Origin of the sequence: Alteribacter lacisalsi (assembly GCF_003226345.1) — a bacterium.
GTDB classification, from domain to species: Bacteria; Bacillota; Bacilli; order Bacillales; family Salisediminibacteriaceae; genus Alteribacter; species Alteribacter lacisalsi.
The window spans coordinates 1079335-1102282 of record NZ_PDOF01000001.1 but is presented as its reverse complement, the minus strand read 5'-3'; the positions used below and the strand labels follow the sequence as shown (position 1 = coordinate 1102282).

Sequence of the window (22948 nt, the reverse complement as noted above, 5' to 3'; positions counted from 1 at the left end):
TCAGACACCGCCGTATCTTCTTGTCCGTTTCTGATAGACGGCAATCGCTTCTTCAAAGTGATTCTCTGAAAAATCGGGCCAGAGCACATCAGTGAACCAGAATTCCGCATAGGCAAGCTGCCAGAGCATAAAGTTACTCAGGCGGATTTCCCCGCTGGTACGGATTAGCAGATCCGGATCTGCAAGTCCGCCTGTCATAAGCGACGAGGAAATAGCTTCTTCATTAACTTCATCAATACTCATTTCGCCGTCTTCCACTTTACTATAAAGATTCTTTACCGCTTCAACCATTTCATGACGACTTCCATAATTCAAAGCAAAATTGAGAACCATGCCATCGTTATGACGAGTATCATCAATCGCTTTATTCACAGCTTCCCGCGTGTGATCGGGAAGGGCTTCTTTTGAGCCTGTAATTCTGACCTGAACGTTTTCCTCAATCAATTTTGGAAGTTCTGATTTGAGAAAGCGCTCCGGCAGACGCATAAGAAAGTCGACCTCCGGTTTGGGACGCTTCCAGTTTTCAGTAGAGAACGCATAGAGCGTCAGTACCCCTACTCCGAGACGGTTCGACTGTTTTACAATTTTCTTTATTACATTCATCCCTTCACGGTGACCGGCTACTCTCGGCAGTCCCCGCTTTTTTGCCCAGCGGCCGTTTCCGTCCATTATAATGGCAACGTGGCCGGGAATGTTGTCAGGATCAAGTTTATTTCTCTCTTCAAGCAGCGTGTTTTCCGAGTCTGCTTTACGATTGGTCCATTTTTTTAACATTTTACGAGTCCCCCAAAGATAAAACACTCCTGCTCTGAGCAGGCTTTAAGACTTACCGGACATCAGCCCACCCTGTAAAACAGAGCCAGATGGATAAAAAAACCCCCTGTAAATAGAGGGTCTTTTACTCTGTTTATTTTACACGCTTTCCGCTTATACTTCCATGATTTCTTTTTCTTTGTTATCAGCTGTCTCGTCAACCGTTTTTACATAACTGTCAGTCAGTTTCTGAACTTCGTCCTGACTCCGGCGAAGATCATCCTCTGTAAGTTCTCCCTCTTTTTGAAGCTTTTTCAGCTCGTCATTGCTGTCACGGCGGATATTCCGGATGGCAACTTTCGCATCCTCGGCGTAACGGCGCACAAGCTTAACGAGCTCAGCACGACGTTCTTCTGTAAGTGCCGGAATCGTAATGCGGATGATGTTTCCGTCATTTGATGGTGTCAGGCCGAGATCCGCTTTCTGAATCGCACGTTCAATATCAGCAAGTGAAGACTTGTCGAACGGCTGAATCGTAAGCATCCGTGCTTCAGGAACTGAAATTGTTGCAAGTTGGTTCAGTGGCGTCATCATTCCGTAGTATTCAACCTGGACTTTATCCAGAATAGAAGGATTTGCCCGTCCGGCACGAAGGGTGGAGAGTTCTTTTCGAAGTGATTCAACAGACTTATCCATACGGGATTTTGCGTCGTTCATAATTACCTGACTCATTCGTTATTCCCCCTGATTACTGTTCCGATTTCTTCTCCGATCACAGCTCTCTTAATGTTTCCTTTTTCCATAATAGAGAACACAATGAGCGGAATATTATTATCCATGCAAAGTGAAGATGCAGTGGAATCCATTACGGCAAGACCATCTTTGAGAAGATCAAGATACGTAAGAGATTCATATTTTTTGGCATTGGCATCAACAGAAGGATCGGCAGAGTATACACCGTCCACCTTGTTTTTCGCCATTAGAATGACATCAGCTTCGATTTCCGCTGCGCGGAGGGCTGCGGTTGTGTCTGTAGAGAAGTATGGGTTACCGGTACCGGCCGCAAAAATAACCACGCGCTTTTTCTCCAGATGACGGATGGCTCGGCGTCTTATGTACGGTTCAGCAACCTGTCTCATTTCAATGGAAGTCTGAACTCTTGTCTGGACCCCGATATTCTCAAGACTGTCCTGAAGAGCAAGAGAGTTCATTACAGTAGCGAGCATCCCCATATAATCGGCTGTTGCCCGGTCCATTCCTTTGGCACTTCCTGCCATTCCGCGCCAGATGTTCCCGCCGCCTACGATAATGGCAACCTCTACATCCAGAGCGACAATTTCCCTGATCTGTTCACCGATTGACTGAATGACTGAAGGATCGATCCCGTATCCCTGGTCTCCTGCGAGAGCTTCCCCGCTGAGTTTTAACACTATTCGATTATATTTAGGATTTTCCATAATACCCTCCAAGTCTGGTCTCTTTCAATGCTGTTCTATAAGAGTTGGTAATGTAAAAATTACCGGTACTTGGGAAAAAGGGACACAATGTGCCCCTCTTCACGCATTACTTTTTCACTTGGGACATAACTTCTTCAGCGAAGTTGTCTTCACGCTTTTCCATACCTTCGCCGACTTCAAAGCGTGCAAAGGAAACGACAGAGCCGCCTTTGGATTCAACGTATTTTCCAACTTTCTGATCAGAATCCTTAACAAAAGCCTGCTCGTTTAAGCAGATTTCTTCAAAGAATTTACCGAGGCGGCCTTCGACCATTTTTTCAACGATTTTTTCAGGCTTACCTTCGTTAAGTGCCTGCTGCTTAAGCACTTCGCGCTCACGGTTTACTTCTTCTTCAGAAACAGCGTCACGGCCTACATAGCGAGGGTTAATTGCTGCTACATGCATGGCAACGTCTTTTGCCACATCAGAATCCGCACCTTCAACAACTGTAAGAACGCCGATACGGCCGCCCATATGAAGGTATTCACCGAATGACTGGCTGTCTGTTTTTTCAGCGATCTCAAAACGGCGAAGAGAAATCTTTTCTCCAATTTTAGCAATCTGATCGTTGATAAAGTTCTGAAGCGTGCCGTCGGATCCTTCGTAATCCTGTCCGAGTGCTTGTTCAACATCAGCAGGCTTGTTAGCAAGTACGTGATCTGCAACTGAGCTTACAAGGTTCTGGAAGTTTTCGTTTTTGGCAACAAAGTCTGTTTCAGAGTTAATCTCAACAATAACGCCTGTGTTTCCTTCTGATTTCACAGCAGTAAGACCTTCTGCTGCTACGCGGTCTGCTTTTTTCGCTGCTTTAGCAATCCCTTTTTCACGAAGGAAGTCAACTGCTTTGTCCATGTCACCGTCTGACTCAGTTAGTGCTTTTTTGCAGTCCATCATACCTGCGCCTGTTTTTTCACGAAGTTCTTTTACCATTTTAGCCGAAATTGCCATTGTGGTATTCCTCCCTGGAATCTCATTTTTTAATACTCGTTAGTCTTGCGTTCTGGAAGGCCGTCACCGCAAAAGCGGCGCCTTCCGCTTCATGAAGGCTATGTAGCCAGTCCTTAAAAAAGGTGATAAAGGGTCCGGCCCTCTATCACCCTTTTTGGACATTTCTATATTCATTCATACGGCGTAAGCCTCAAAAACTTATGCAGTCGTTTCTTCTTCCTGAGCGGCTTCCTCTTCCTGTCCCTGGTTAGCTTCAATAACAGCATCAGCCATTTTGGAAGTCAGAAGACGTACAGCGCGGATCGCGTCGTCATTACCTGGGATCACGATGTCCACTTCGTCAGGATCACAGTTAGTGTCAACAATTGCCACAACCGGAATGTGAAGTTTGCGTGCTTCTGCAATCGCGATACGCTCTTTACGAGGATCAATCACGAAAAGTGCATCCGGAAGTGAGTTCATTTCCTTAATTCCACCGAGGAATTTCTCAAGACGGTCCATCTCTTTCTTAAGAAGAACAACCTCTTTTTTAGGAAGAACTTCAAAAGTGCCGTCTTCCTGCATACGCTCGATGTCTTTTAGACGCTGAATACGCTTTTGAATGGTTTCAAAGTTTGTCAGCGTTCCGCCGAGCCAGCGCTGGTTGATAAAGTATTGTCCGGCACGCTCTGCTTCTTCACGCACAGAGTCCTGAGCCTGTTTCTTTGTACCGACGAAAAGAACTTTTCCTCCGTCAGCCGCGATGTCACGTACGTACTTGTACGCTTCCTCGACTTTTTTGACCGTCTTTTGAAGGTCAATAATGTAAATTCCGTTACGTTCTGTGAAGATGTAGCGATCCATTTTTGGGTTCCAGCGACGAGTCTGGTGACCGAAGTGTACCCCTGCTTCCAATAGCTGTTTCATGGAGATAACTGCCACATCAAACACCTCCTTTGGTTTTTTTAGCCTCCGCCCGTCTCTCCTTCAAGCAGAACTGCAGATGCAGCACCGCTGCCTGAATCAACAAGCGTGTGTAATTAACACCAGAAGTTAATATACCACATCAGCGTATTCAGAGCAAGAGAGACCGGCTGTTTAATTGTAAAACTTAAGAAAAAGTTTCACTTCCCCTTGGCCGATTCCCATTTCTTTAGCAATCTCGCTTTCACTCAGCCCTTGACCGCTGAGTATTCGGACACGTTCGGAACGGGCGGACACAGAAGCTTCAGCTCCTCCTTTTCCGTCAGCCGCAGTCCTCTCACTTGCCGCATGCGAGTATTTTTCTTCATTAATATTACCAGCAGTGTTTTCCGATCCTGATCCGGCTGTACGCAGCTTATCGAGCAGCTCATCATTATTTTGTTTCATTTCTTCGGTGCAGGCTGTCAGAAGATCCTCGATCTCCCTCCTTGCTTTCTCATCCGGCAGATCCCGGTTTCTTTTCGCAAGAAGAATAATGAAGTAAAAGGACAGGGAATGGAGAACCAAACTGATAACTGCAAAATATACCATGAAAATCCTCCTTAAACGGGCATCGCCCTAAGCAGCTGTTCAAGTTTATAAAGTGCTCTGGAGTGAATCTGGGAAATCCGGGACGTTGAAAGACTGAGAACGCGCCCAATTTCAGTGAGCGTCAGTTCCTCAAAATAAAACAGACTTAAGACGAGCTGTTCGTTTTCCGTGAGCCTGCTTATGCAAGAAGCAAGCTCTTCGTATTTCGCTGTTTTTACGGCATGATCTTCAGGTGTGGGCTCACGTAAATCTGCTATTGTCTGAACAAATGAAGGACTGCTCCCTTCATCCCCGGCAGAGTCATCAATCGAGAGAAAGTGGGAGATCAGACTTTCATTCATTGTCCTGACGACCTCAGCCTCAGTCATTTCAGCTGCCGCAGCCACTTCGGAAGGCTCAGGCATCCTGCAGAGTTCCTGTTCGAGCTGTTCCTGAACGGCCTCGATTCGTTTCGCTTTTTCACGCAAGGATCTGGGCAGTCTGTCCTCCTGCCTCAGTCCATCAATAATGGCTCCTTTTATGCGAAAGGAAGCATATGTATCAAATTTCAAATCCCTAGTTTTGTCAAATTTGAGGAGGGCATCATACAGTCCCATCATCCCGTGACTTTTCAGTTCCCCACTGTTCACATTTCTCGGCATGCCGTTCCTCACCCGCTGTACATGGTAATCCACGAGGGGCATGTAAGCTTTGATCAGGAGATCGCAGGAATCTTTATCCCGGCGGTTGTGCCATGATTCCCAGCACTGATCCAGCTGACTGCTCACCTTCCCTTTTATCATGTGCTCTCCTCCTTTCCTTTTAGCTAATAGCTGTTTTCGGATAGATTGTTGTTTTCTGCGCTGCAGGCCGACGCTTTCCGCGGGCAACGCCTCAGCCTCCTCGGAAAAATCATCCTGCGGGGTCTTCGACTTTTGCTTTTCCCGCAGGAGTCGCGGCCTTTCGCTGCGAAATTAATGCTAGTCAATAGCAACAATCTCTGCGAAAAGAGCTTAGCTGATAAATGATTAAACAGAAGCTTCTCTTCCCGCCATCCTTTTTTATTTCCGGTTCCCACGAAGCCAGGCGCTGATCCGGGCCGCAAAGTTTACTTGCGTTTTTGGTCTGTACCCGTCCGCAGCCAGGTAATCTTTTGTGAGTCGCTGTACCGCTCGGCTTGCCTGGCTCTTCGGATATCCTGTTGTGTACGGTGTCTGGCTGCATACCGCTTTCCAGACCGACTCATCCATCGGAACAGCCCCGAAATATCCGGTTTCTTTTCCGAGAAACTGCCTGCATACATCTGAAAGGTGTCCGTAAATATGTCTACCGTGTTTATCATCCCTGCATTTGTTAACAAGAATGTTTACAGGCATGGAAGCTTTTTTGCCGTGAATCAGCTTGATGACACTGTATGCATCGGTTACCGCTGCAGGTTCCGGTGTTGTCACAACGACTGTTTGATCTGCAGTAACCATGACATTCAGGGTGTCCTTTGCAGCACCTGCCCCAAGATCAAGCAGGATGACATCAAAAGTACGTGACCATTCATCGAGCCGATTTGTAAGAAGATTCTTACGGACTTGATCCAGTTCCATAATCTCTGAGAGCCCGTTTCCTCCCGAAATGAATGAGAGATTCGGATATGCAGCGCTTTTCTGCAGAACTTCCTCTGAAGGGAGGTCATTTTCAATCATTTCAGGAAGGGAGCAGCCGGATGGCTCTCCGAGGATGATATCCACATTTGCCATGCCGATATCCAAATCAATGAGGAGCACCTTTTTTCCTGATTTCTCAAGACTGGCTCCAAAATTCACGGCCACATTGGTTTTTCCCACACCGCCTTTTCCGCTGACGACGGCCAGTATCCTGGCGCCCTCACGTGCCCCAGCTTTGTTTCCATGGCTTTTTAATCGTTCTGCCTTTCTGCGAAGAGATGCGGCCTGATCAGAATTCATAGCAGCCATCCTTTGTGAGGCCCTCAATCACGATTTCCTTGCTGGCATGCATCAGATCTTCAGGGACTTCCTGGCCCGTTGTGATTAACGACGCTTTGAGTCCTGTTTCTTTCAAAACGTGAAGCACAGATCCCCGGGACCCTGTTTCATCCCATTTAGAAAAAATAACCGAATCCGGTTTGAGTTTGCTGAACTTTACCGCAACTCTCGTGAGATCCTCCCCTTTCCCTGTAAGGGGCAGCACTAGATGAAGTTCCTTTGATTGTGCCTGATCAGTGAGACCTCTAATCTGATTTACCAATGATAGATCCATATAATTTCGCCCTGCAGTATCGACGTAAACCCGGTCATAATCCGAAAGTTCACTAAGGGCAGTACTGAAATCTTCGGGGCTGTATACGACTCTAATCGGGATACCGAGTATTCCCGCGTAGGTCTTCAGTTGCTCAACAGCCGCAACCCTGTATGTGTCAGCTGTTATCAGAGCCGTTTTCAGGCCTTTTGCCAGTACTGCATCAGATGCCAGTTTGGCGATGGTCGTCGTCTTCCCGGCACCAGTTGGACCTGCAAGAAAGATGAATTGACCCTTTTCCTCCCAAGGTACGAACCAATCGTTATGCACGGCCTTTCTCAGGGCTTTGTGTACGTATTCCTCACTGTCGATATGTTCAGGGCAATCTTCCTTATACCATCTGGTTGTCATACGGTGCAGGAGTTCATTTTTGATTGTCCTGCCGGGTTCCATGAGTCTCACAGCCCTCTCAGCTCGGCTCAGTCCGGCCGGCAGTGCATCAGAATAATTGCGAATTTCCGGCGCAGGGGCGGCCGGCATCGTTACAGGCTTGTGTGTTCGGCCATCGCTGCTGCTTTCTGTCGCGGTATTTTTTGTCTTCGAAACGACTACCGGCCGATCCCGTTTTCCATACTTTTCCTCTGCCGGCTCTGGATCTGCCGCTGCGATCACCTCAAGTTTCTTTTTACAGAAGAATCCCAGGAATCCACCGGTCTCCACTTCCCTTGAATGCAGAATGACGGCACGTTTGCCGAGTTCTTTTTTAACTTTCACTAATGCTTCGGGCATATCATCAGCCTGTATCTTCTTTACTTTCATGATCCTTTCACCACCCCGGTACTTTGAACTTCCACTTCTGGTTCCAGCTCGTTATAGGAGAGCACGGGTATGTGCGGCATATATCTTTCAATCAAATGTCTTACGTACATCCGCACCGCAGGAGAACAAAGGATCACAGGGGCGTGGCCGCCCTGCTGCATCCGCTCCATTTCCTTCATTGTCTGTTCAACAAAATCCTGCGACTGTTCAGGACTGAGAGCAAGAAAATTACCGTGTTCAGTCTGCTGGACAGCATCCGATATCATTTTCTCAGCAGACCCGCTGAGTGTGACAACAAACATAGGCTGTCCCGCTTCAGTAAACTGGCTTGAAATCTGCCTGCTCAGGCTCTGCCGCACATACTCGGTCAGAAGATCCGTATCCTTTGTCATTTGGCCGTAATCGGCAAGTGTTTCAAATATTACCGGCAAATTACGGACCGGCACTTTTTCACGGAGGAGACGGCTCAGCACTTTCTGTATATCCCCAAGTCCAAGTGGTTCCGGCGTAACATCTTCCACGAGCGCCGAATAGGACTTTCTAAGGTGTTCCACAAGCTGTTTGGCCTCCCCTCTGCCAAGAAGTTCATGAGCGTAGCGCTTAATGACCTCTGTCAGGTGAGTGGATACTACAGACGGAGGATCCACTACTGTATAACCGGCATATTCGGCCTGCTCTTTTACCTCCTCTGAAATCCACAGAGCAGGCAGGCCGAATGCAGGTTCGATCGTGTCAATCCCGGTTACCTGACTGTCTTCCTCACCAGGGCTCATTGCCATATAGTGATCCAGCAGCAGTTCACCGCGTGCTACTTCGTTTCCTTTTACTTTAATCACGTATTCTCCGGGCTTGAGCTGAATGTTATCCCTGATTCTGATCACAGGGACGACCATGCCCAGTTCGATCGCCAGCTGTCTGCGGATCATCACTACCCTGTCAAGAAGGTCTCCCCCCTGATTCGCATCTGCCAGAGGAATAAGCCCGTACCCGAATTCAAATTCAACCGGATCCACACTGATCAGGCTGACGACACTTTCGGGTGATCTGAACTCTTCTTCCTCTGCCTGCCGTTCTTCCGCGTTATCATCCTCTTGCGGCTTGTGTTCCTGCCTGCCCATAAAATAGCCGCCCGCACAAAGCATTATGGCAACCAAGGTTGGAATGGGCCACTCAATCGGTGTTACGGCCCCGAGGAGAAAAATCGTGATTCCCGCCACGTATAGCATTTTCGGATAAGCAAAGAGCTGCCTGGTCACATCGTGCCCAAGGTTTCCTTCTGAGGCAGCGCGGGTGACGATAATTCCGGTGGCCGTTGATACGAGCAGTGCGGGAATCTGACTCACAAGGCCGTCCCCTACTGTTAGTAGCGTGTATTTATCTGCCGCAGCTCCCAGTGGAAGTCCTTCCTGCATCATGCCGATTACCAGCCCGAAGATGATGTTCATTAATACGATGACAATCCCTGCGATCGCATCTCCCTTTACGAACTTGCTCGCTCCGTCCATTGATCCGTAAAAGTCCGCTTCCTGTTCGATCTTTTTCCGGCGTTCTTTCGCCTCGGTATCAGAAATCATACCGGCGTTCAGGTCAGCGTCGATACTCATCTGCTTACCGGGCATCGCATCGAGTGTAAAACGCGCGCCAACTTCCGACACACGTTCAGCCCCTTTGGTGATGACGATAAACTGGATCACCACGAGTATGATAAAAATCACAAATCCAACCAGCGCATTGCCCCCGACGACGAAGTCCCCGAACGTTTCAATCACGTTTCCCGCATCTCCGTGATTACCGAGAATCGCACGTGTGGTTGACACGTTGAGGCCGAGTCTAAATAAGGTCACAAGAAGCAGAAGGGTTGGAAATATCGAAAACTGCAGTGCTTCCTTTGTGTTCATAGCCACGAGAATGATCAGCAGAGCAAGGGAAATATTGATGATGATCAGAAAATCTATGATGCCTGTTGGCAGTGGAATAATGAGCATAATTACAATGGTCACTACGCCGAGTAATACGGTTAAATCTCTAAATGCCATAATCAGATCTCCCTGTCCGTGCGTCTTCGGGACTACACTTTTTTCTCCAGTCTGTATACATAGGCCAGGACTTCGGCGACTGCCTTGAACAATTCTTCCGGCACCTGATCACCGATCTCCGCCCTCCCGTAAAGAGCGCGGGCAAGCGGGCGGTTTTCAACAGTCGGAACCTGATTGTGCTTCGCAATCCCGATCAGCTTGAGTGCAACAAAGTCCACTCCCCTTGCTGTAACGACCGGTGCTCCCATCCTGCCTTCCTCGTATTTGAGAGCGATGGCGTAATGTGTCGGGTTTGTAATGATCACATCCGCTTTGGGCACTTCCTGCATCATTCTGCTCGTTGCCAGCTGACGCTGTTTTTCTTTTACTCTTGACCGGATCAGAGGATCCCCTTCCGCTTTTTTATGCTCGTCTTTGACTTCCTGCTTTGACATCCGGATGTTCTTTTCGTGGTCGTATTTCTGGTACAGATAATCAAGAATACTCAGAAAGACGAGCAAAAAAGCTGCAGCCAGCCCCATGATGATCGTCAGATTTCCGACAAAGCGGACACTGTCCCCGACCGAGTAGAGAGACAGCTTCAGAATATCGTCCATTGCAAACAAGATCACAGCAAATGTGACGAGTCCGACGAGGGTGATTTTCAGCATGCTCTTTAAAAATTCAACGAGGGCTCTCACTGAATAAATCCGTTTGAATCCACTGATGGGGTTGATTTTACTGAGCTTCAGCTTAATGGTTTCCGGTGCGAACAGAAATCCGACCTGCAGATAATTCCCCAGAACAGCCGCAAGCACAGCTGCCGCCATAAATGGGCCCGTGATCACCGCAACCTGTTTAAGAAGATCGAGAAACAGGGCTTCCACATTTCCAGGTGTCAGCTCAAGGGTGAGCAGATTCGTAAACGTATACTGTCCGATTGTGAAGATTTCCGCTGCAGCAAAGCTTCCTGCAAACCAGAGACACAGAAATACAAAAACGAGAATAAAAGCGGTGTTTACATCGGTGCTTTTTGCGACCTGGCCTTTTCTTCGGCTGTCCAGTTTTTTCTTCGGCGTTGCCTGCTCCGTTTTTTCCTGCGAAAAGAACTGGAGATCCGGCTTTATATACATTTATGTGATCCCTCCATAGAGCTCGAGCAGCTGCCGCATTGTCAGTTGGACGGTTTCAATAAGATGGCTCACTACTACAAAAAACGGCGCCATCACCAGGAACAGCATCACAAGTCCCGCAAAAATTTTCAGAGGCAGTCCAACAACGAACACGTTCACCTGCGGAACCGTTCTTGAAACCATACCGAGAGCCACGTCGATCAGAAACAGGGCCCCCACTACCGGCACCGCCATCTGAAACGCTATGATGAACATCGTGCTCACAGCCGTCACGATACTCATAATCACCCTTTCATCCCCGAGGGGGATAAAGGCCTGATCCACCGGGACGAACTGATAGCTGTAAAACACCCCGTCCAGCAGGAGGTGATGGGCATCGGTCGCGAGCAGAAACAGGAGCGCAAAGGTATACAGGTAGCCTCCGGTCAGGGGACTCTGGGCCCCGGTTTGAGGGTCAATGACATTGGCGATCATAAACCCCATTTTGATATCGATAAACCCTCCGGCCACTTGTATGGCATAAAGAAGAATCGCGGCTGTAAAACCGACGGTCAGCCCGATCAGCGCCTCCTTTATAATGAGGGTAAAGAAAAATCCGTCAATCGCCAGTGCCGGCCATTCGTATGTAAAAAACACAATCCAGGCGAGAAAAAAAGAAAATCCGATTTTATATGGTGCCGGTACGTTCTGATAGGAGAACAGGGGCAGGGTGATCACAAAGGCGGACATTCTGACGAGTACCAGGAGAAAAACAGGAAACCATTCAAGCAGCTCCTCCATCCGGATTACCCTGTAAACTGGTGCAGGTTGCTGAAGATATCATGAGCAAACGACAGAAGAATCTGAAGCATCCACGGCCCAAACACTACAAGGCCTACAAGCACCGCGACAATTTTGGGAATGAACGCCAGTGTCTGCTCCTGGATCTGGGTCGTTGCCTGAAAGACACTGACGAGCAGACCAATTCCAAGAGCCAGAATCAAAAGAGGCCCCGCAATCATAAGCGTTGTGTAGACCCCCCGCTCCGCCAGACTAATTACCATTTCCGAACTCATAGCCTACCACCTCTAAAAACTTAATAAGAGCGACCGGATCACAAGATGCCAGCCGTCCACCATAACGAATAAAAGAATCTTAAACGGAAGGGCAATCATAACCGGCGGAAGCATCATCATACCCATGGACATCAGGACACTCGCCACCACCATATCGATAATAAGAAACGGCACAAAAATCATAAAACCAATCTGAAACGCTGTCTTCAGTTCACTGATGGCAAAAGCGGGAACGAGCGCGGTCAGGGGAATATCCTCTATCGTTTCCGGACGGTCCAGACCCTGGTACCCCATAAATAACGCCAGGTCCTTTTCTCTCGTATGCTGTGCCATGAACGACTTGATCGGATGGGCCGCCGCCTCAAATGCCTCCTCCTGAGTGATCTCACCGTCAAACATAGGCTGAAGAGCTTCTTCATTAATTTCCGAAAGCACCGGCGCCATAATGAAAAACGTAATGAACAGGGCAAGACCGATGAGCACCTGATTCGGCGGCATCTGCTGTGTGGCAAGACCTGACCTTACAAATGAAAGAACGATGATCACTCTCGTAAAGCACGTCATCAGAATCAGAATGCTTGGCGCGAGCGCGAGTACAGTGAGGAGCAGAAGCAGCTGGACAGTGGAGGTGAGGTTCGCCGGGTCGTCACTGAAAATATCAAGGGCTGGGATTTCAATCATGGTGCTTCTCCGTCATCTTTTTGTGCGCGTTTTTCTGGGCTTCTTTCACTCCGGCCATCCGCTGTTCCAGCAGTGCTGAAAATGACGGTGCGCGCCTGCTTTTCCTGGCAATCGTTTTCCTGAGCCACGTCCCCGCTTTTACTGCCGGCACTTCGAAAGCATCATGCGTTTCATGATCCTTGAGCATCTGTGCCACTTCATCAGGATCGTCTATTTCCCTGAGCAGCCTTACGTCGTCACCAACACCGACGATCAGGAGCTTGTCCCCCGCACGGACGATCTGGACCGAACGGTTGGCACCTACATTCACGCCTCCAATCGTCTGAATCGTCCTGCTCCCTTTCAGCGTCCGGGTTCGGCGGTTAATAAGCCGGAGCATACCGTAGATCAGTAAAAGAACAAAACCGAGTGCAAGAAACATCTGAAACAGAAGCCAGAAAAAATTCTGCTCGTCGTGAGCCGGGAGCTCGTTCCGTTCCTCCGCTCCCGCAGGCTCGTTTATCTCCTCAGCGGGGTTATTCCCATTCAGGAGATCCCCCACTGACCCGTCCCCTTCTCCGAAGCCGGTATCTGATGAAGCCGGGGATGCCCAGGTGAACAGAAGGAACAGAACAATGGGTACAATCATTATGCGTTTGTCTGTTTTCGTGATGAACTGCATCGCATTCACAACCCTGTCTCGTTTCAAATTAAAGATTTCAGCTCGTTTTCCTTTACCGGTTTTGCCAGAAAGGCAGAGGCCCCTGATTGCAAAGCATCGACCTGAACGGCCTTCTGGGCCAAGGATGAGCACACAATGATCTTTCGTTCCGGATCTGCCTGCCGCATTTTTGCCAGTACAGTAAATCCATCCAGATCCTCGAACACGAGGTCGATGACAGTCAGGTCCGGACAAAGCTCCCTGAAAAGTCTGACTGCCTCATGTCCCGAATCGGTCACGCTAACGTCAGAATAACCGTTCTGTAAAAACAGATCTCTGAGCAGTGTTCCGGCAAAGGGGGAACGGTCCGCAATGAGAATTTTATTCATCAGTATTTCCACTCCTGCCCGGCCTGCCCTGCTGAATCAGCCGGCACAGCCGTGTTATTTCAGCTTGTTTATCCGGTCACGCTGACTGACGATGTCGGTCACGCGGACACCGAAGTTTTCATCGATGACGACCACTTCGCCTCTGGCGACTAACTTTTTGTTAATCATGACATCCACAGGTTCCCCGGCAAGCTTGTCGAGTTCCAGAACCGATCCCTTGGTGAGTTCAAGGATTTCCCTGATCGACCGTCTCGTCCTGCCCAGTTCCACTGTGACCTCGAGGGGAATATCGAGAAGCATCCCGAGGTTCTCCCCCTCACGGGCCGGTTCACTGGACTGATTAAATTCGGAAAAAGCTGCTGATGAAACCGCACCTTCTTCTCTGGACTGCTCTACTTTTATGCTATGCTCACTGCCGTCATTCTCCAGGGCATCAGCCGTCTCGGGCTCCGATTTATCTCCACGGGCCTCGGAATCTGCCGGAATTTCCTGGTCTACTGTATCCACGGGTTCCCCGGTATCTCGGTCTTCGCCGGTCTTTTCTGCCTCGTCGATCCCGTTCAGGAGGGCGTCTATTTCCTCCTGAGAAAGCCTGTCATCAGTCATGTGTCTCTGCCTCCTCTGCTTCAGCTGTAATCTGTACAGCAATTTTCTGCTTCCTTTTTCCCGGCTGCGCAAAATATCTGAGTTCATTTTCCACATTCACACGGAGAGGGGCATCGATGCCGGTGCCCAGTCTAATCACATCCCCCTCCCTGAGATCAAGGAGTTCTTCTACGGTGACTGTTGTTGTCCCCAGTTCCACAGTCAGGTCCAGATTGGCTCGCCGCACCGACTTCTGCAGCTCCTCTTTTTCGTGGGGCATGCGCTCTTTTTGTTTTGTCTGCATCCACATATGTACGGAAAGCTTCGGAAGCAGTTCCTCTATTACTACGTAGGGCAGACAGAGGTTAATTCTGCCGCTCACTTCGCCGATCGTTGTTTCAAGAGAGATGACAATGACGGTTTCATTAGGGGAAACGAGCTGAATAAACTGAGGGTTTTCTTCAAGATCCCCCATCTCCGGATGAAAAGGTTCAACCGAATGCCACGCGTCCCTGAAAGCTTCAAGAGAACGCCTGATCAGTTTTGTCATGATTTTCGTTTCAATTTCCGTCAGGCCGTCACCCTTGTCTGCCGCCTCGCCGCTTCCTCCAAGCAGCCGGTCGAGCATGGAATAAGCGACCGGCAGATTCACTTCCATCAGCATCCTGCCTTCCAGAGGAACCGGCTCAAATACTGTCAGAAGCGTTTTATCCGGAAGAGAGTGGATAAAGTCCTCGTAAGGCACCTGATCTACCGAACTCACGTGAATCTGCACAAATGTTCTGAGCTGGGCAGACAGCTGGGTGGTTAACAGGCGGGCAAAGTTTTCGTGTACACGGGTCAGACCTCTGACCTGGTCTTTTGAAAAACGGAGGGCCCTTTTGAAATCGTACTTCCGCACGGATTTTTTTCGTTTCTGCCCGTCCAGATTCTGCTGGATCTGGTACAGCGGGTGATTTAAGGCTGGCTTTTTTTCATTTTCGATCTGAACTCACCTGTCTTTCCCTTCTCCAGGGGGTGCATCACTGAATGATCCATTCCTGCGTATATACACGGGTCACTTCCCCGGAGGCAATAAAACTGTTAAACTCGTCTTTCAGTTTTTCTTCCAGACTTCGAATCGTGTCCGAGCCGTCAAGGTCCCGGGCGTCAAGATCGGCCAGCACCTGAAGGATCGTGTTTCCGGTCTGATAGTCACGCTGTTCGAATTCATCCACCGCATCAGCTGAGTTGAGCTGAATCACAAACCGGGTTCTAATGATATTTCCGGATTTGAGGTTCGTAGTAATTTCTTCTGATCTGACCTGCAGTTCCAATTCCTCTTCAACACCGGCTTCTTCCTCTGCAGCGGCGCTATCCTGCTGATCCGTAATAATGATAAAAACCGCCCCTCCTCCTGCCGTAAGCAGCAGAAGCATAACGATCATCATGGTCATAAGGCGTTTTTTAGACACGTGACGCCCTCCAGTCGTAATTATCTTATTTTTACATTGGCTTTGTTAAAGCGTGATGTTGATATTTTTCAGGTTGATTGCAGCGAATGCGCGACACTCCTGTGGGAAAAGAACCGACGGAAGACCCTGCAGGTCGCTCTTCCCGAGGAGGTTGCAGTGGTACTCGCGGAAAGAGAGCGTCGTGAGCGGAAATCAACAACAGATTTTAACAGAGCCTTTACATTAAGGAAAAACCCGTCCCCTGCTCCTTTATCGTTTCAGGTTCACAAGCTCCTGCAGAATTTCGTCGGAGGTGGTAATCATCCGGGTATTGGCCTGAAACCCCCGCTGGCCGACAATCATCTCGGCGAATTCCTCTGCAAGATCAACGTTGGACATTTCAAGAGCACCCACTACAAGGTCGCCCCTTCCCTCATCCCCCGGGATGCCAGGTGACGCTTCCCCTGAATTGGCGCTTTGCTGGTAAAGATTTTCCCCCGCTTTATTCAGCCCTTCAGGATTAGTAAATGACGCTACCGCCAGCTGACCGATGGTGGTCGTTTCCCCGTCAGCCGAAATGCCGGATATGAGACCATCTGCAGAGATTTCAAATCCTTCAAACTCATTCCCGTCAATCTGAATGTTACCAAGAGCTCCATCTGGATCCGGCTGCTCTCCAGGAAAGCCCTGAATCCGCATCCCGGCTCCGTTGACGAGGGTTCCGGCTTCATCCAGATAAAAGTTGCCGGCACGGGTGTAGAAGTCCTGCGCGTCAGCTCCCTCTCCTATCGTGGCAATAAAATAGCCGTCCCCTGAAATGGCCATATCGAGCATCCGGCCGGTTGACTGAAGCGAGCCCTGTGTTTTCACTGTGTCGATACTTCCCATGGTGGAGCCCAGCCCCACCTGGAGAGGATTGGTTCCGCCCCGGTTTCCTTCTGAGCCGCTGGCCATGCCGACCTGCTGGCTGACAAGGTCCTGAAAAGTGGTTCTTCCTTTCTTGAAACCGTGGGTATTGACGTTTGCAATGTTGTTGCCGATAACATCAAGCTTTGTCTGAAAGTTCCTCATTCCGCCGATCCCTGCGTACATTGATCTGATCATTGTGAACACTCCCTGTTTTAAAATGGCTGTTTTCGGATAGATTGTTGTTTTCTGCGCTGCAGGCCGACGCTTTCCGCGGGCAACGCCTCAGCCTCCTCGGGAAAATCACCCTGCGGGGTCTTCGACTGTTGCTTTTAACGCTGGAGTCGCGGCCTTTTGCTCCGAAATTAATATTAGTCAATAGCAACAACCTTTACGAAAAGAGCTTTTAAAATACATTTCTTTCTGCTGCTTCCTCACGTTCCGATACTGCGCTTACGGTATTAAGTCCTGCAAAAGTGGGGCAGCAGCAGTCTGATGCATCGATACTTTTATATCAGGCGAAACCCTGTCACTGATCTTCATGGTCAGGCAGGGAGATACGCGTCACCTGGTCGGGTGAGATTCGTTGTACACCGTCGACAATCAGAGTGCTCCGGCCATCTTTCAGACTCACGGCGGTGACGATGCCCGAACCTGGAGAGTGCTCGTCATCGTACTGAACCTGTCTGCCGATCATATGACTGTAGTCAGACAGGGTCTGTGATTTGCCGGCACCGAGTTCTTCTACAGCGCGATTGATGTTTGTGAGCTGTTCAAGAGATGTAAATTGGGCCATCTGGGCGATAAATTCCTTGTCCTCCATCGGATTGAGGGGATCCTGATTCTGAAGCTGGGTGATCAGGATCTTAAGAAAAGCATCTTTATCCAGATCGCCCGCAGGCGGGACGTTTTTATTTTTCTGATAATCCTTTAGATAAAGACTTTCCGTTACTGATGTAACCATCTGGACACCTACGCTTTCGTATCAAGTGTGTTCTCAAGTATCGTTCTGAAGCGGTCTTCCTCGTCTCCCGAATCGCGTTCGTCATCCTCTATGTGATCGCTGCGGTTCTCTTTCCGTGACTGGGACTGTTCTCTTTCTTTCCCCCCATCTTCTCTTACTCCGGGCATCTGACTGATTTCAATACGTTCCACGTTAAGGTTCTGATTCAGAAACGCCTGCCGAAGCTGATGGAGATTCTGCTCTGCTGCATCTTTTGTCAGAGGCGCGGAAACCGCAATCTTAGCTGTGATTGATCCGCCCTGCCGGATGATGACAACATCCATACGCCCGAGATGCTCAGGATGAAGTCTGATCGCCAGCCTCTGCACGCCTTCGGGACTGAAAGCCCGTTGAGAAAGGGCCGACTCAAACTGACGGATCAGCCGGCGGATTCTGTCCTCCTGCTGCTGAGCCTCACCGGCCAGGACCGCATGCTGCTGAACCTGGGGCATTAGCGGAGCGAGAGGTCTTGCCCCGTCCAAGGGCTGAAGTCTCACAGGCTCGTCCTTCTGATCCCCGGTTCCGCCCCCCAGAAGGGAACGGAGAATTGGAGCATAACCGGAATGACTGTTTCTACTGTTCGGCACCGCCTGTCGTTCATCGTCCACCACTGGTTTTGACCGGGTATGCTGTTCAGAAAGCGTGCTCGTTGGCTGATCCCTCTCCGGCAGCTCCCTGTGCATCTGCTGCAGGAAACCGTTCAGTCTGTCCAGCGTGCCCTTAACCGCATGGCTTTGATCAGTGTGCTGTAAAGAAACGAGCATCGCGGTGAGCGTGACCGCTTCAGTAACCTCATCCTGAATCGAGTGCCCATGGAGTAAGTCTTCAACAAGCTCTTCGAGAGCAGCGGCGGCGACAGCCAGCTTCAGTTCAGCCGGCAGGTCCACTTTCCTAAGGTCTGCCAGGGGCTGCTCACTCTCGATAAGCCCCTCCCATTCTTTCCTTACTGCCTGATCGACCGGATTCGTGATCAGGAGATTTTCGAAATCAGTGACATCCACCGGCCCGCAGAGGTGATCGAGCAGATCCAGAAGACGTTCCAGACTTTGGTCATCTGCGCATTCGGCCGTTACTAAGTCTGCTGACGGCTCCTTCAGGGAAGACGGGCATTTCGTCTCTGTGAACCTGACGAGCAGGTCAGGAAACATCCCTGAAGATGAGCAGCTGTGTGTTTTTTGAAGTGGATGTAAAGACGTTTCCCGGGCCATGCCAGCTAAAAGAATGTTCAACCTTCACACCTCCTCCGGTTACGTTCACTAAAGTGAACATACCTCTTTACTCGCCCAGTAGAATAATGATAACGGCTGCCTGTTCCGACTCCATACGGCCCATAATCTGGGAGCGTTCGCTTGCCCTCATCTGTCCCAGATACACCGCGGCCTGCTCAGGCTCAAGCATTTCCAGTATCGAAGCCGCCTTTAAGGCGGTCATCCCTTCGAGCGTTCGAACAGCCTCTTTCAGCTGTTCGTTCTCCAGATCGCCGCCGGTGCCGATTTCTTCTTCAGCCCCTGTGTCTTCATCTTCCCCATTGCGTACTTCCAATTCCTCAATCTGACTGTCTTTTTCTTCTACTGCAGCAGCCAGCAGATTCGTTTCCCTCTTTAAGCTCTCATTCTCTTCTTTCAGTTCGTTAATCCGGGCTTCCAGTTCTTCCCGGGCTACCTCATTATCCGGTTTGATCATAGCCCCGGCGACAGGGATGCTGTACACGGCTTCTTTCACTTCATCCCCCGCAAAGCTGAACAGAACGAATCCGATCAGAATCACGAACATAAACGGGATCACACCAAGCATAAGCACCGTCTGCAGCCGGTTCGTTTTTCGATATTCCTTTGCCACTGAAGGTCACCTGCTCACTTTCTAAAAAACTGCTGAACTGCCAGTTCATCAAGATTCTTCATTTCCTGCAGCTTACGTTCCTGGTTGTAATCAGCCAGTTTCCGTTCACGGATTTTGTCATACTTCAGGACATCCGCACTCTTCTTTCCGAGCCTCGCTTCTGAAGTTCGCATCCGGGCTCTGGCCAGATCGGTTGTCTCACGGCTGGCTCTGATCTGGGTTTCAAGAAACCGGATGCGATTCTGCAAGTGATTCAGCTCCGATACCGTCGTGCCGGTTTCCAGGGAACGGCTGTATGTCTGTTCGAGTTCTTCTTTCTGCTTCAGCCGCTCATAGAGACCGGTAGCGGCCTCCTCAAATGCCTCCGTTGCAGATGAATACCGCTGCTGGGCTTCCACTTTTTCGTGCTCCTTTACTTTCAGGACACTCTGAAGTGAATAGGAAAATGTCATTCTCCTCCTCCTTCCGCCATCAGCTCGATCAGCTGTCTGACTGATTGTGCGGAAGGCTTCCCGCCTTCCTTATCCTGCCTGATAAAAGAGACCAGCTCTTTCTGCATGGCGATGGCACGATCCACTTCCTTGTTTGATCCTCTTTTGTATGCCCCGATACTGATCAGGTCCTCTGACTCCTCGTATACGGCAGTCAGATTTCTGGCAGCAGCAGCAGCTTCCAGGTGCTCACTGGAGGCAATGTCATTCATCACCCGGCTTACACTTTTCAGAACGTTCACCGCTGGGAACTGCCCTTTGTTTGCCAGTTTACGGTCAAGCACCAGATGACCGTCAAGAATACCGCGTACCGCATCGGCGATCGGGTCGTTCAGGTCATCACCGTCCACCAGCACCGTATAAAAGGCGGTAATCGACCCGTCCGGGTTCGTTCCGCTTCTTTCAAGAAGTCTGGGCAGCCTGGCAAAAACAGAAGGCGTGTAGCCTTTCGTTGCCGGTGGTTCTCCGATGGCGAGACCGATTTCGCGCTGGGCCATGGCGAAGCGGGTGACACTGTCCATCATAAGCAGGACGTTCATTCCAAGATCCCGGAAATACTCCGCAAATGCAGTTGCCGTCATCGCACCTTTGATTCTCGTGAGCGCCGGCTGATCAGAAGTGGCAGCAACGATAATGGCCTTCTTTCGCCCTTCTTCTCCGAGGTCTCTCTCAAGAAAATCCTTCACTTCCCTGCCACGTTCACCGATCAGACCAATCACGATCACATCTGTTTCGGAATGTCTGGCGATCATCGCCATCATCGTGCTTTTTCCGACGCCGCTTCCTGCGAAAATTCCCATTCTCTGTCCTTTGCCGACGGTGAGAAAAGCATCGATTGCCTTCACTCCGATCCCGAGGGGCTCGGTAATTCTCGGCCTGTCAAGGGGACTTGGCGGCGGCGCATCCGCCGGAACCTGCTGCAGGCCCGTAAAGCTTGTGCCCGGCTCCAGCGGTCTGCCCAGACCGTCTGTTACCTTTCCGATCAGACCGGTGCCGGCACTGATTTTCAGCGGGGCCCCTGTACTCGACACGAGACTGCCTGGAGAAAGATCGTCGACCGGATCATAGGGCATAAGCAGTACCCGCTCTTCTCTAAATCCGACTACTTCGGCCATAACCGGATTTGCGCCACGTCCGGATTCGATCGTACACAATTCACCGATTGCCGCCCGGGGACCGATTGACTCGATCATCAGGCCGGTGACTCTGACGACCCGCCCGAAGTGACGGTAGGCATTCATATGGGGCACACGTTCAGCGAGCAGGCTGACGTCCATCACGTTCACCTCTCTCCAGCAGGTCATGCAATTGTTTTTTAAGCTCCGAAAGCTGACTGTCAAGACCTGCGTCCACCCTGCCGCTTTCCGTTTCAAGCAGACAGCCGTCGCGGTCCAGTTCAGGATCAGGGTAAATCATGAGATCATTCGCGCGGCTCGCAATCTGATCAAATTCATGTTTGTGGAGAAGGGTCTGCTCGTATCTTTCCGGATGAACGTAAATGGCGACTTCTTTTCGTTCTTTCACTTCTTCCACAGCTGTCTTCACAAACGACACCCACTTTTCGTTCTGTTCAAGGGCTTCCCCGATAATATTCGCTGAAACCGCCGCCGCCAGCTCTAGGAGTACAGGCTCTGACGAAGTGAGTTTGCTGTTGTAAGCCTGTTTTGAAAGGTGAACCGTTCTTTCGGCTTCTTCAAACAGGGAGCCGCAGGCGCTGTGCGCTTCTTTTTTTCCTGCTTTATACCCTTCCTGATATCCGTGCTTTTTCATGTCCTGAAACAGTGCCTCCGCTTTTCTCTCCGCTTCGATTCTGATCGCTTCTGCCTCTTTCAGGGCATCCGACAGCTGGTTTTCCGCTTGCCGGATCAGGCTTGCGGCTTTTCTTTCTGCCGCATCGACCGTTTCCTCCGCTCGAATGAGCATGTGCGTCCGCCCGCCGAGGGAACGATGATCCTGTTCCTCACTGTTTTCGGGTGTGATGACGGGCCTGAGAGAGATTTTACGCTTATCCATAGCGTCTGGAAAACCTCTTACGATGCTAGACAATCACATCATCTCCCCCGCCTCTGGCGATTACAATTTCGCCTGTTTCCTCCAGATGACGGATGACTGTCACAATTCTGGTCTGGGCTTCTTCCACGTCCTTAAGCCGGACCGGCCCCAGAAATTCCATCTCTTCTCTGAAGTTTTCAGCCATTCGCTGGGACATGTTGCCAAAGAGTGTTTCCTTCACTTCTTCTGACGCTACTTTCAGGGAAAGCTGAAGATCTTCATTTTCAACGTCACGAATAATACGCTGAATCGAACGGTTATCAAGTGTCACGATATCCTCGAACACAAACATACGCTTCTTGATTTCCTCCGCCAATACAGGGTCTCTGTTTTCGAGGCTGTCGAGAATCGTACGTTCGGTGGTGCGGTCAACACTGTTCAGCACCTCCACTACGCTTTCAATCCCGCCGGCTTTTGTATAGTCCTGTGTGACAGTGGCACTGAGCTTCTTTTCGAGAATCGCTTCCACTTCGTTGATAATTTCAGGGTTCGTTCCCTCCATCGTCGCAATTCTTCTTGCTACGTCAGCCTGAACCTGCTGCGGAAGAGAAGAGAGCACCTGACCGGCCTGTTCACTTTCAAGATACGAGAGGATCAGGGCGATTGTCTGAGGGTGCTCGTTCTGAATAAAGTTACGGATCTGCTCCGGATCTGCTTTTCTCGCAAAATCAAACGGCTTGACCTGAAGTGTGGAGGTAAGACGGTTAATGATGGACATGGCTTCTTTTTCACCGAGTGCTTTTTCAAGAACATCCTTCGCATAGCCGATCCCGCCCTGAGTTATGTAGTCCTGGGCTTTGGCAAGCTGATGAAACTGCGTGAGGACATATTCCTTTGTTTTTGAATCAACCTTTCTTACATTGGAAATTTCCAGGGTTAAATCTTCAATTTCCTCTTCCGTAAGATGTTTATATACATTAGCTGACACGTCTGGTCCGAGGGAAATCAGGAGGACGGCCGCTTTTTGTTTTCCTGATAAATCCATT

General features: G+C 49.9%; 27 protein-coding genes. All 27 read right to left on the bottom strand.

The window, feature by feature from the left end:
- A complete protein-coding gene (locus CR205_RS05455) occupies positions 1-774 on the bottom strand; it encodes an isoprenyl transferase (RefSeq protein WP_110517722.1) in 774 nt (257 codons plus the stop codon).
- A gap of 153 nt (positions 775-927) precedes the next feature.
- Complete coding sequence (frr, locus tag CR205_RS05450; RefSeq protein ID WP_110517720.1) at positions 928-1485, bottom strand: ribosome recycling factor; 558 nt, start codon at positions 1483-1485, stop codon at positions 928-930.
- Complete coding sequence (pyrH, locus tag CR205_RS05445; protein WP_110517718.1) at positions 1482-2210, bottom strand: UMP kinase; 729 nt, start codon at positions 2208-2210, stop codon at positions 1482-1484. The genes frr and pyrH overlap by 4 nt, the downstream gene beginning before the upstream one ends.
- A gap of 106 nt (positions 2211-2316) precedes the next feature.
- On the bottom strand, positions 2317-3198 hold the full coding sequence (gene tsf, locus CR205_RS05440) for a translation elongation factor Ts (RefSeq protein ID WP_110517716.1): 882 nt from the start codon (positions 3196-3198) through the stop codon (positions 2317-2319).
- Between the two features lie 198 nt (positions 3199-3396).
- The gene (gene rpsB, locus CR205_RS05435; RefSeq protein WP_110517714.1) at positions 3397-4119 is read right to left on the bottom strand and encodes a 30S ribosomal protein S2; all 723 of its coding nucleotides are present in this window, start codon (positions 4117-4119) and stop codon (positions 3397-3399) included.
- Positions 4120-4275: 156 nt separating this feature from the next.
- On the bottom strand, positions 4276-4692 hold the full coding sequence (locus CR205_RS05430) for a DUF6115 domain-containing protein (protein ID WP_110517712.1): 417 nt from the start codon (positions 4690-4692) through the stop codon (positions 4276-4278).
- A gap of 11 nt (positions 4693-4703) precedes the next feature.
- Complete coding sequence (locus CR205_RS05425; protein ID WP_110517710.1) at positions 4704-5474, bottom strand: FliA/WhiG family RNA polymerase sigma factor; 771 nt, start codon at positions 5472-5474, stop codon at positions 4704-4706.
- A gap of 258 nt (positions 5475-5732) precedes the next feature.
- The gene (locus CR205_RS05420; protein WP_161524678.1) at positions 5733-6629 is read right to left on the bottom strand and encodes a MinD/ParA family protein; all 897 of its coding nucleotides are present in this window, start codon (positions 6627-6629) and stop codon (positions 5733-5735) included.
- The gene (gene flhF / locus CR205_RS05415) at positions 6619-7740 is read right to left on the bottom strand and encodes a flagellar biosynthesis protein FlhF (RefSeq protein WP_110517706.1); all 1122 of its coding nucleotides are present in this window, start codon (positions 7738-7740) and stop codon (positions 6619-6621) included. The genes CR205_RS05420 and flhF overlap by 11 nt, the downstream gene beginning before the upstream one ends.
- On the bottom strand, positions 7737-9776 hold the full coding sequence (flhA, locus tag CR205_RS05410; RefSeq protein WP_110517704.1) for a flagellar biosynthesis protein FlhA: 2040 nt from the start codon (positions 9774-9776) through the stop codon (positions 7737-7739). The genes flhF and flhA overlap by 4 nt, the downstream gene beginning before the upstream one ends.
- A 32-nt stretch (positions 9777-9808) precedes the next feature.
- Positions 9809-10888, bottom strand: coding sequence for a flagellar biosynthesis protein FlhB (gene flhB, locus CR205_RS05405; protein WP_110517702.1), 1080 nt, complete (start codon positions 10886-10888; stop codon positions 9809-9811).
- The gene (gene fliR, locus CR205_RS05400) at positions 10889-11668 is read right to left on the bottom strand and encodes a flagellar biosynthetic protein FliR (RefSeq protein WP_110517700.1); all 780 of its coding nucleotides are present in this window, start codon (positions 11666-11668) and stop codon (positions 10889-10891) included.
- A gap of 5 nt (positions 11669-11673) precedes the next feature.
- The gene (gene fliQ, locus CR205_RS05395) at positions 11674-11943 is read right to left on the bottom strand and encodes a flagellar biosynthesis protein FliQ (protein ID WP_110517698.1); all 270 of its coding nucleotides are present in this window, start codon (positions 11941-11943) and stop codon (positions 11674-11676) included.
- A gap of 12 nt (positions 11944-11955) precedes the next feature.
- Positions 11956-12624, bottom strand: coding sequence for a flagellar type III secretion system pore protein FliP (fliP, locus tag CR205_RS05390; protein WP_110517696.1), 669 nt, complete (start codon positions 12622-12624; stop codon positions 11956-11958).
- Positions 12617-13285 (bottom strand): flagellar biosynthetic protein FliO, encoded by a 669-nt coding sequence (locus CR205_RS05385; RefSeq protein WP_110517693.1) that lies wholly within the window; start codon positions 13283-13285, stop codon positions 12617-12619. The genes fliP and CR205_RS05385 overlap by 8 nt, the downstream gene beginning before the upstream one ends.
- A 23-nt stretch (positions 13286-13308) precedes the next feature.
- A complete protein-coding gene (locus CR205_RS05380) occupies positions 13309-13653 on the bottom strand; it encodes a response regulator (RefSeq protein ID WP_110517691.1) in 345 nt (114 codons plus the stop codon).
- A gap of 54 nt (positions 13654-13707) precedes the next feature.
- A complete protein-coding gene (fliN, locus tag CR205_RS20845) occupies positions 13708-14259 on the bottom strand; it encodes a flagellar motor switch protein FliN (RefSeq protein ID WP_407923544.1) in 552 nt (183 codons plus the stop codon).
- Positions 14252-15166: a flagellar motor switch protein FliM gene (fliM, locus tag CR205_RS05370; RefSeq protein WP_268877411.1), complete on the bottom strand. Its 915-nt coding sequence runs from the start codon at positions 15164-15166 to the stop codon at positions 14252-14254. Before fliM ends, fliN begins: the two co-directional genes overlap by 8 nt.
- A 94-nt stretch (positions 15167-15260) precedes the next feature.
- On the bottom strand, positions 15261-15692 hold the full coding sequence (locus CR205_RS05365) for a flagellar basal body-associated FliL family protein (protein WP_110517687.1): 432 nt from the start codon (positions 15690-15692) through the stop codon (positions 15261-15263).
- 249 nt (positions 15693-15941) lie between these two features.
- Positions 15942-16775: a flagellar basal body rod protein FlgG gene (flgG, locus tag CR205_RS05360; protein ID WP_110517685.1), complete on the bottom strand. Its 834-nt coding sequence runs from the start codon at positions 16773-16775 to the stop codon at positions 15942-15944.
- A gap of 331 nt (positions 16776-17106) precedes the next feature.
- On the bottom strand, positions 17107-17541 hold the full coding sequence (gene flgD / locus CR205_RS05355; protein ID WP_110517682.1) for a flagellar hook assembly protein FlgD: 435 nt from the start codon (positions 17539-17541) through the stop codon (positions 17107-17109).
- Between the two features lie 8 nt (positions 17542-17549).
- On the bottom strand, positions 17550-18809 hold the full coding sequence (locus CR205_RS05350) for a flagellar hook-length control protein FliK (protein ID WP_110517680.1): 1260 nt from the start codon (positions 18807-18809) through the stop codon (positions 17550-17552).
- Positions 18810-18855: 46 nt separating this feature from the next.
- Entirely contained in the window at positions 18856-19419 is a 564-nt protein-coding gene (locus tag CR205_RS05345) for a MotE family protein (RefSeq protein ID WP_110517678.1), read from the bottom strand.
- Between the two features lie 14 nt (positions 19420-19433).
- Positions 19434-19871: a flagellar export protein FliJ gene (gene fliJ / locus CR205_RS05340; RefSeq protein WP_110517676.1), complete on the bottom strand. Its 438-nt coding sequence runs from the start codon at positions 19869-19871 to the stop codon at positions 19434-19436.
- Positions 19868-21187, bottom strand: a complete 1320-nt coding sequence (locus CR205_RS05335) for a FliI/YscN family ATPase (protein ID WP_110517674.1) — start codon at positions 21185-21187, stop codon at positions 19868-19870. Before CR205_RS05335 ends, fliJ begins: the two co-directional genes overlap by 4 nt.
- Complete coding sequence (gene fliH / locus CR205_RS05330; protein WP_142669863.1) at positions 21165-21956, bottom strand: flagellar assembly protein FliH; 792 nt, start codon at positions 21954-21956, stop codon at positions 21165-21167. The genes CR205_RS05335 and fliH overlap by 23 nt, the downstream gene beginning before the upstream one ends.
- Positions 21949-22947 carry a flagellar motor switch protein FliG gene (gene fliG, locus CR205_RS05325; RefSeq protein ID WP_407923562.1) on the bottom strand — a complete coding sequence of 333 codons (999 nt, stop codon included), beginning with the start codon at positions 22945-22947 and terminating at the stop codon, positions 21949-21951. The genes fliH and fliG overlap by 8 nt, the downstream gene beginning before the upstream one ends.
- Position 22948 lies beyond the last annotated feature (1 nt).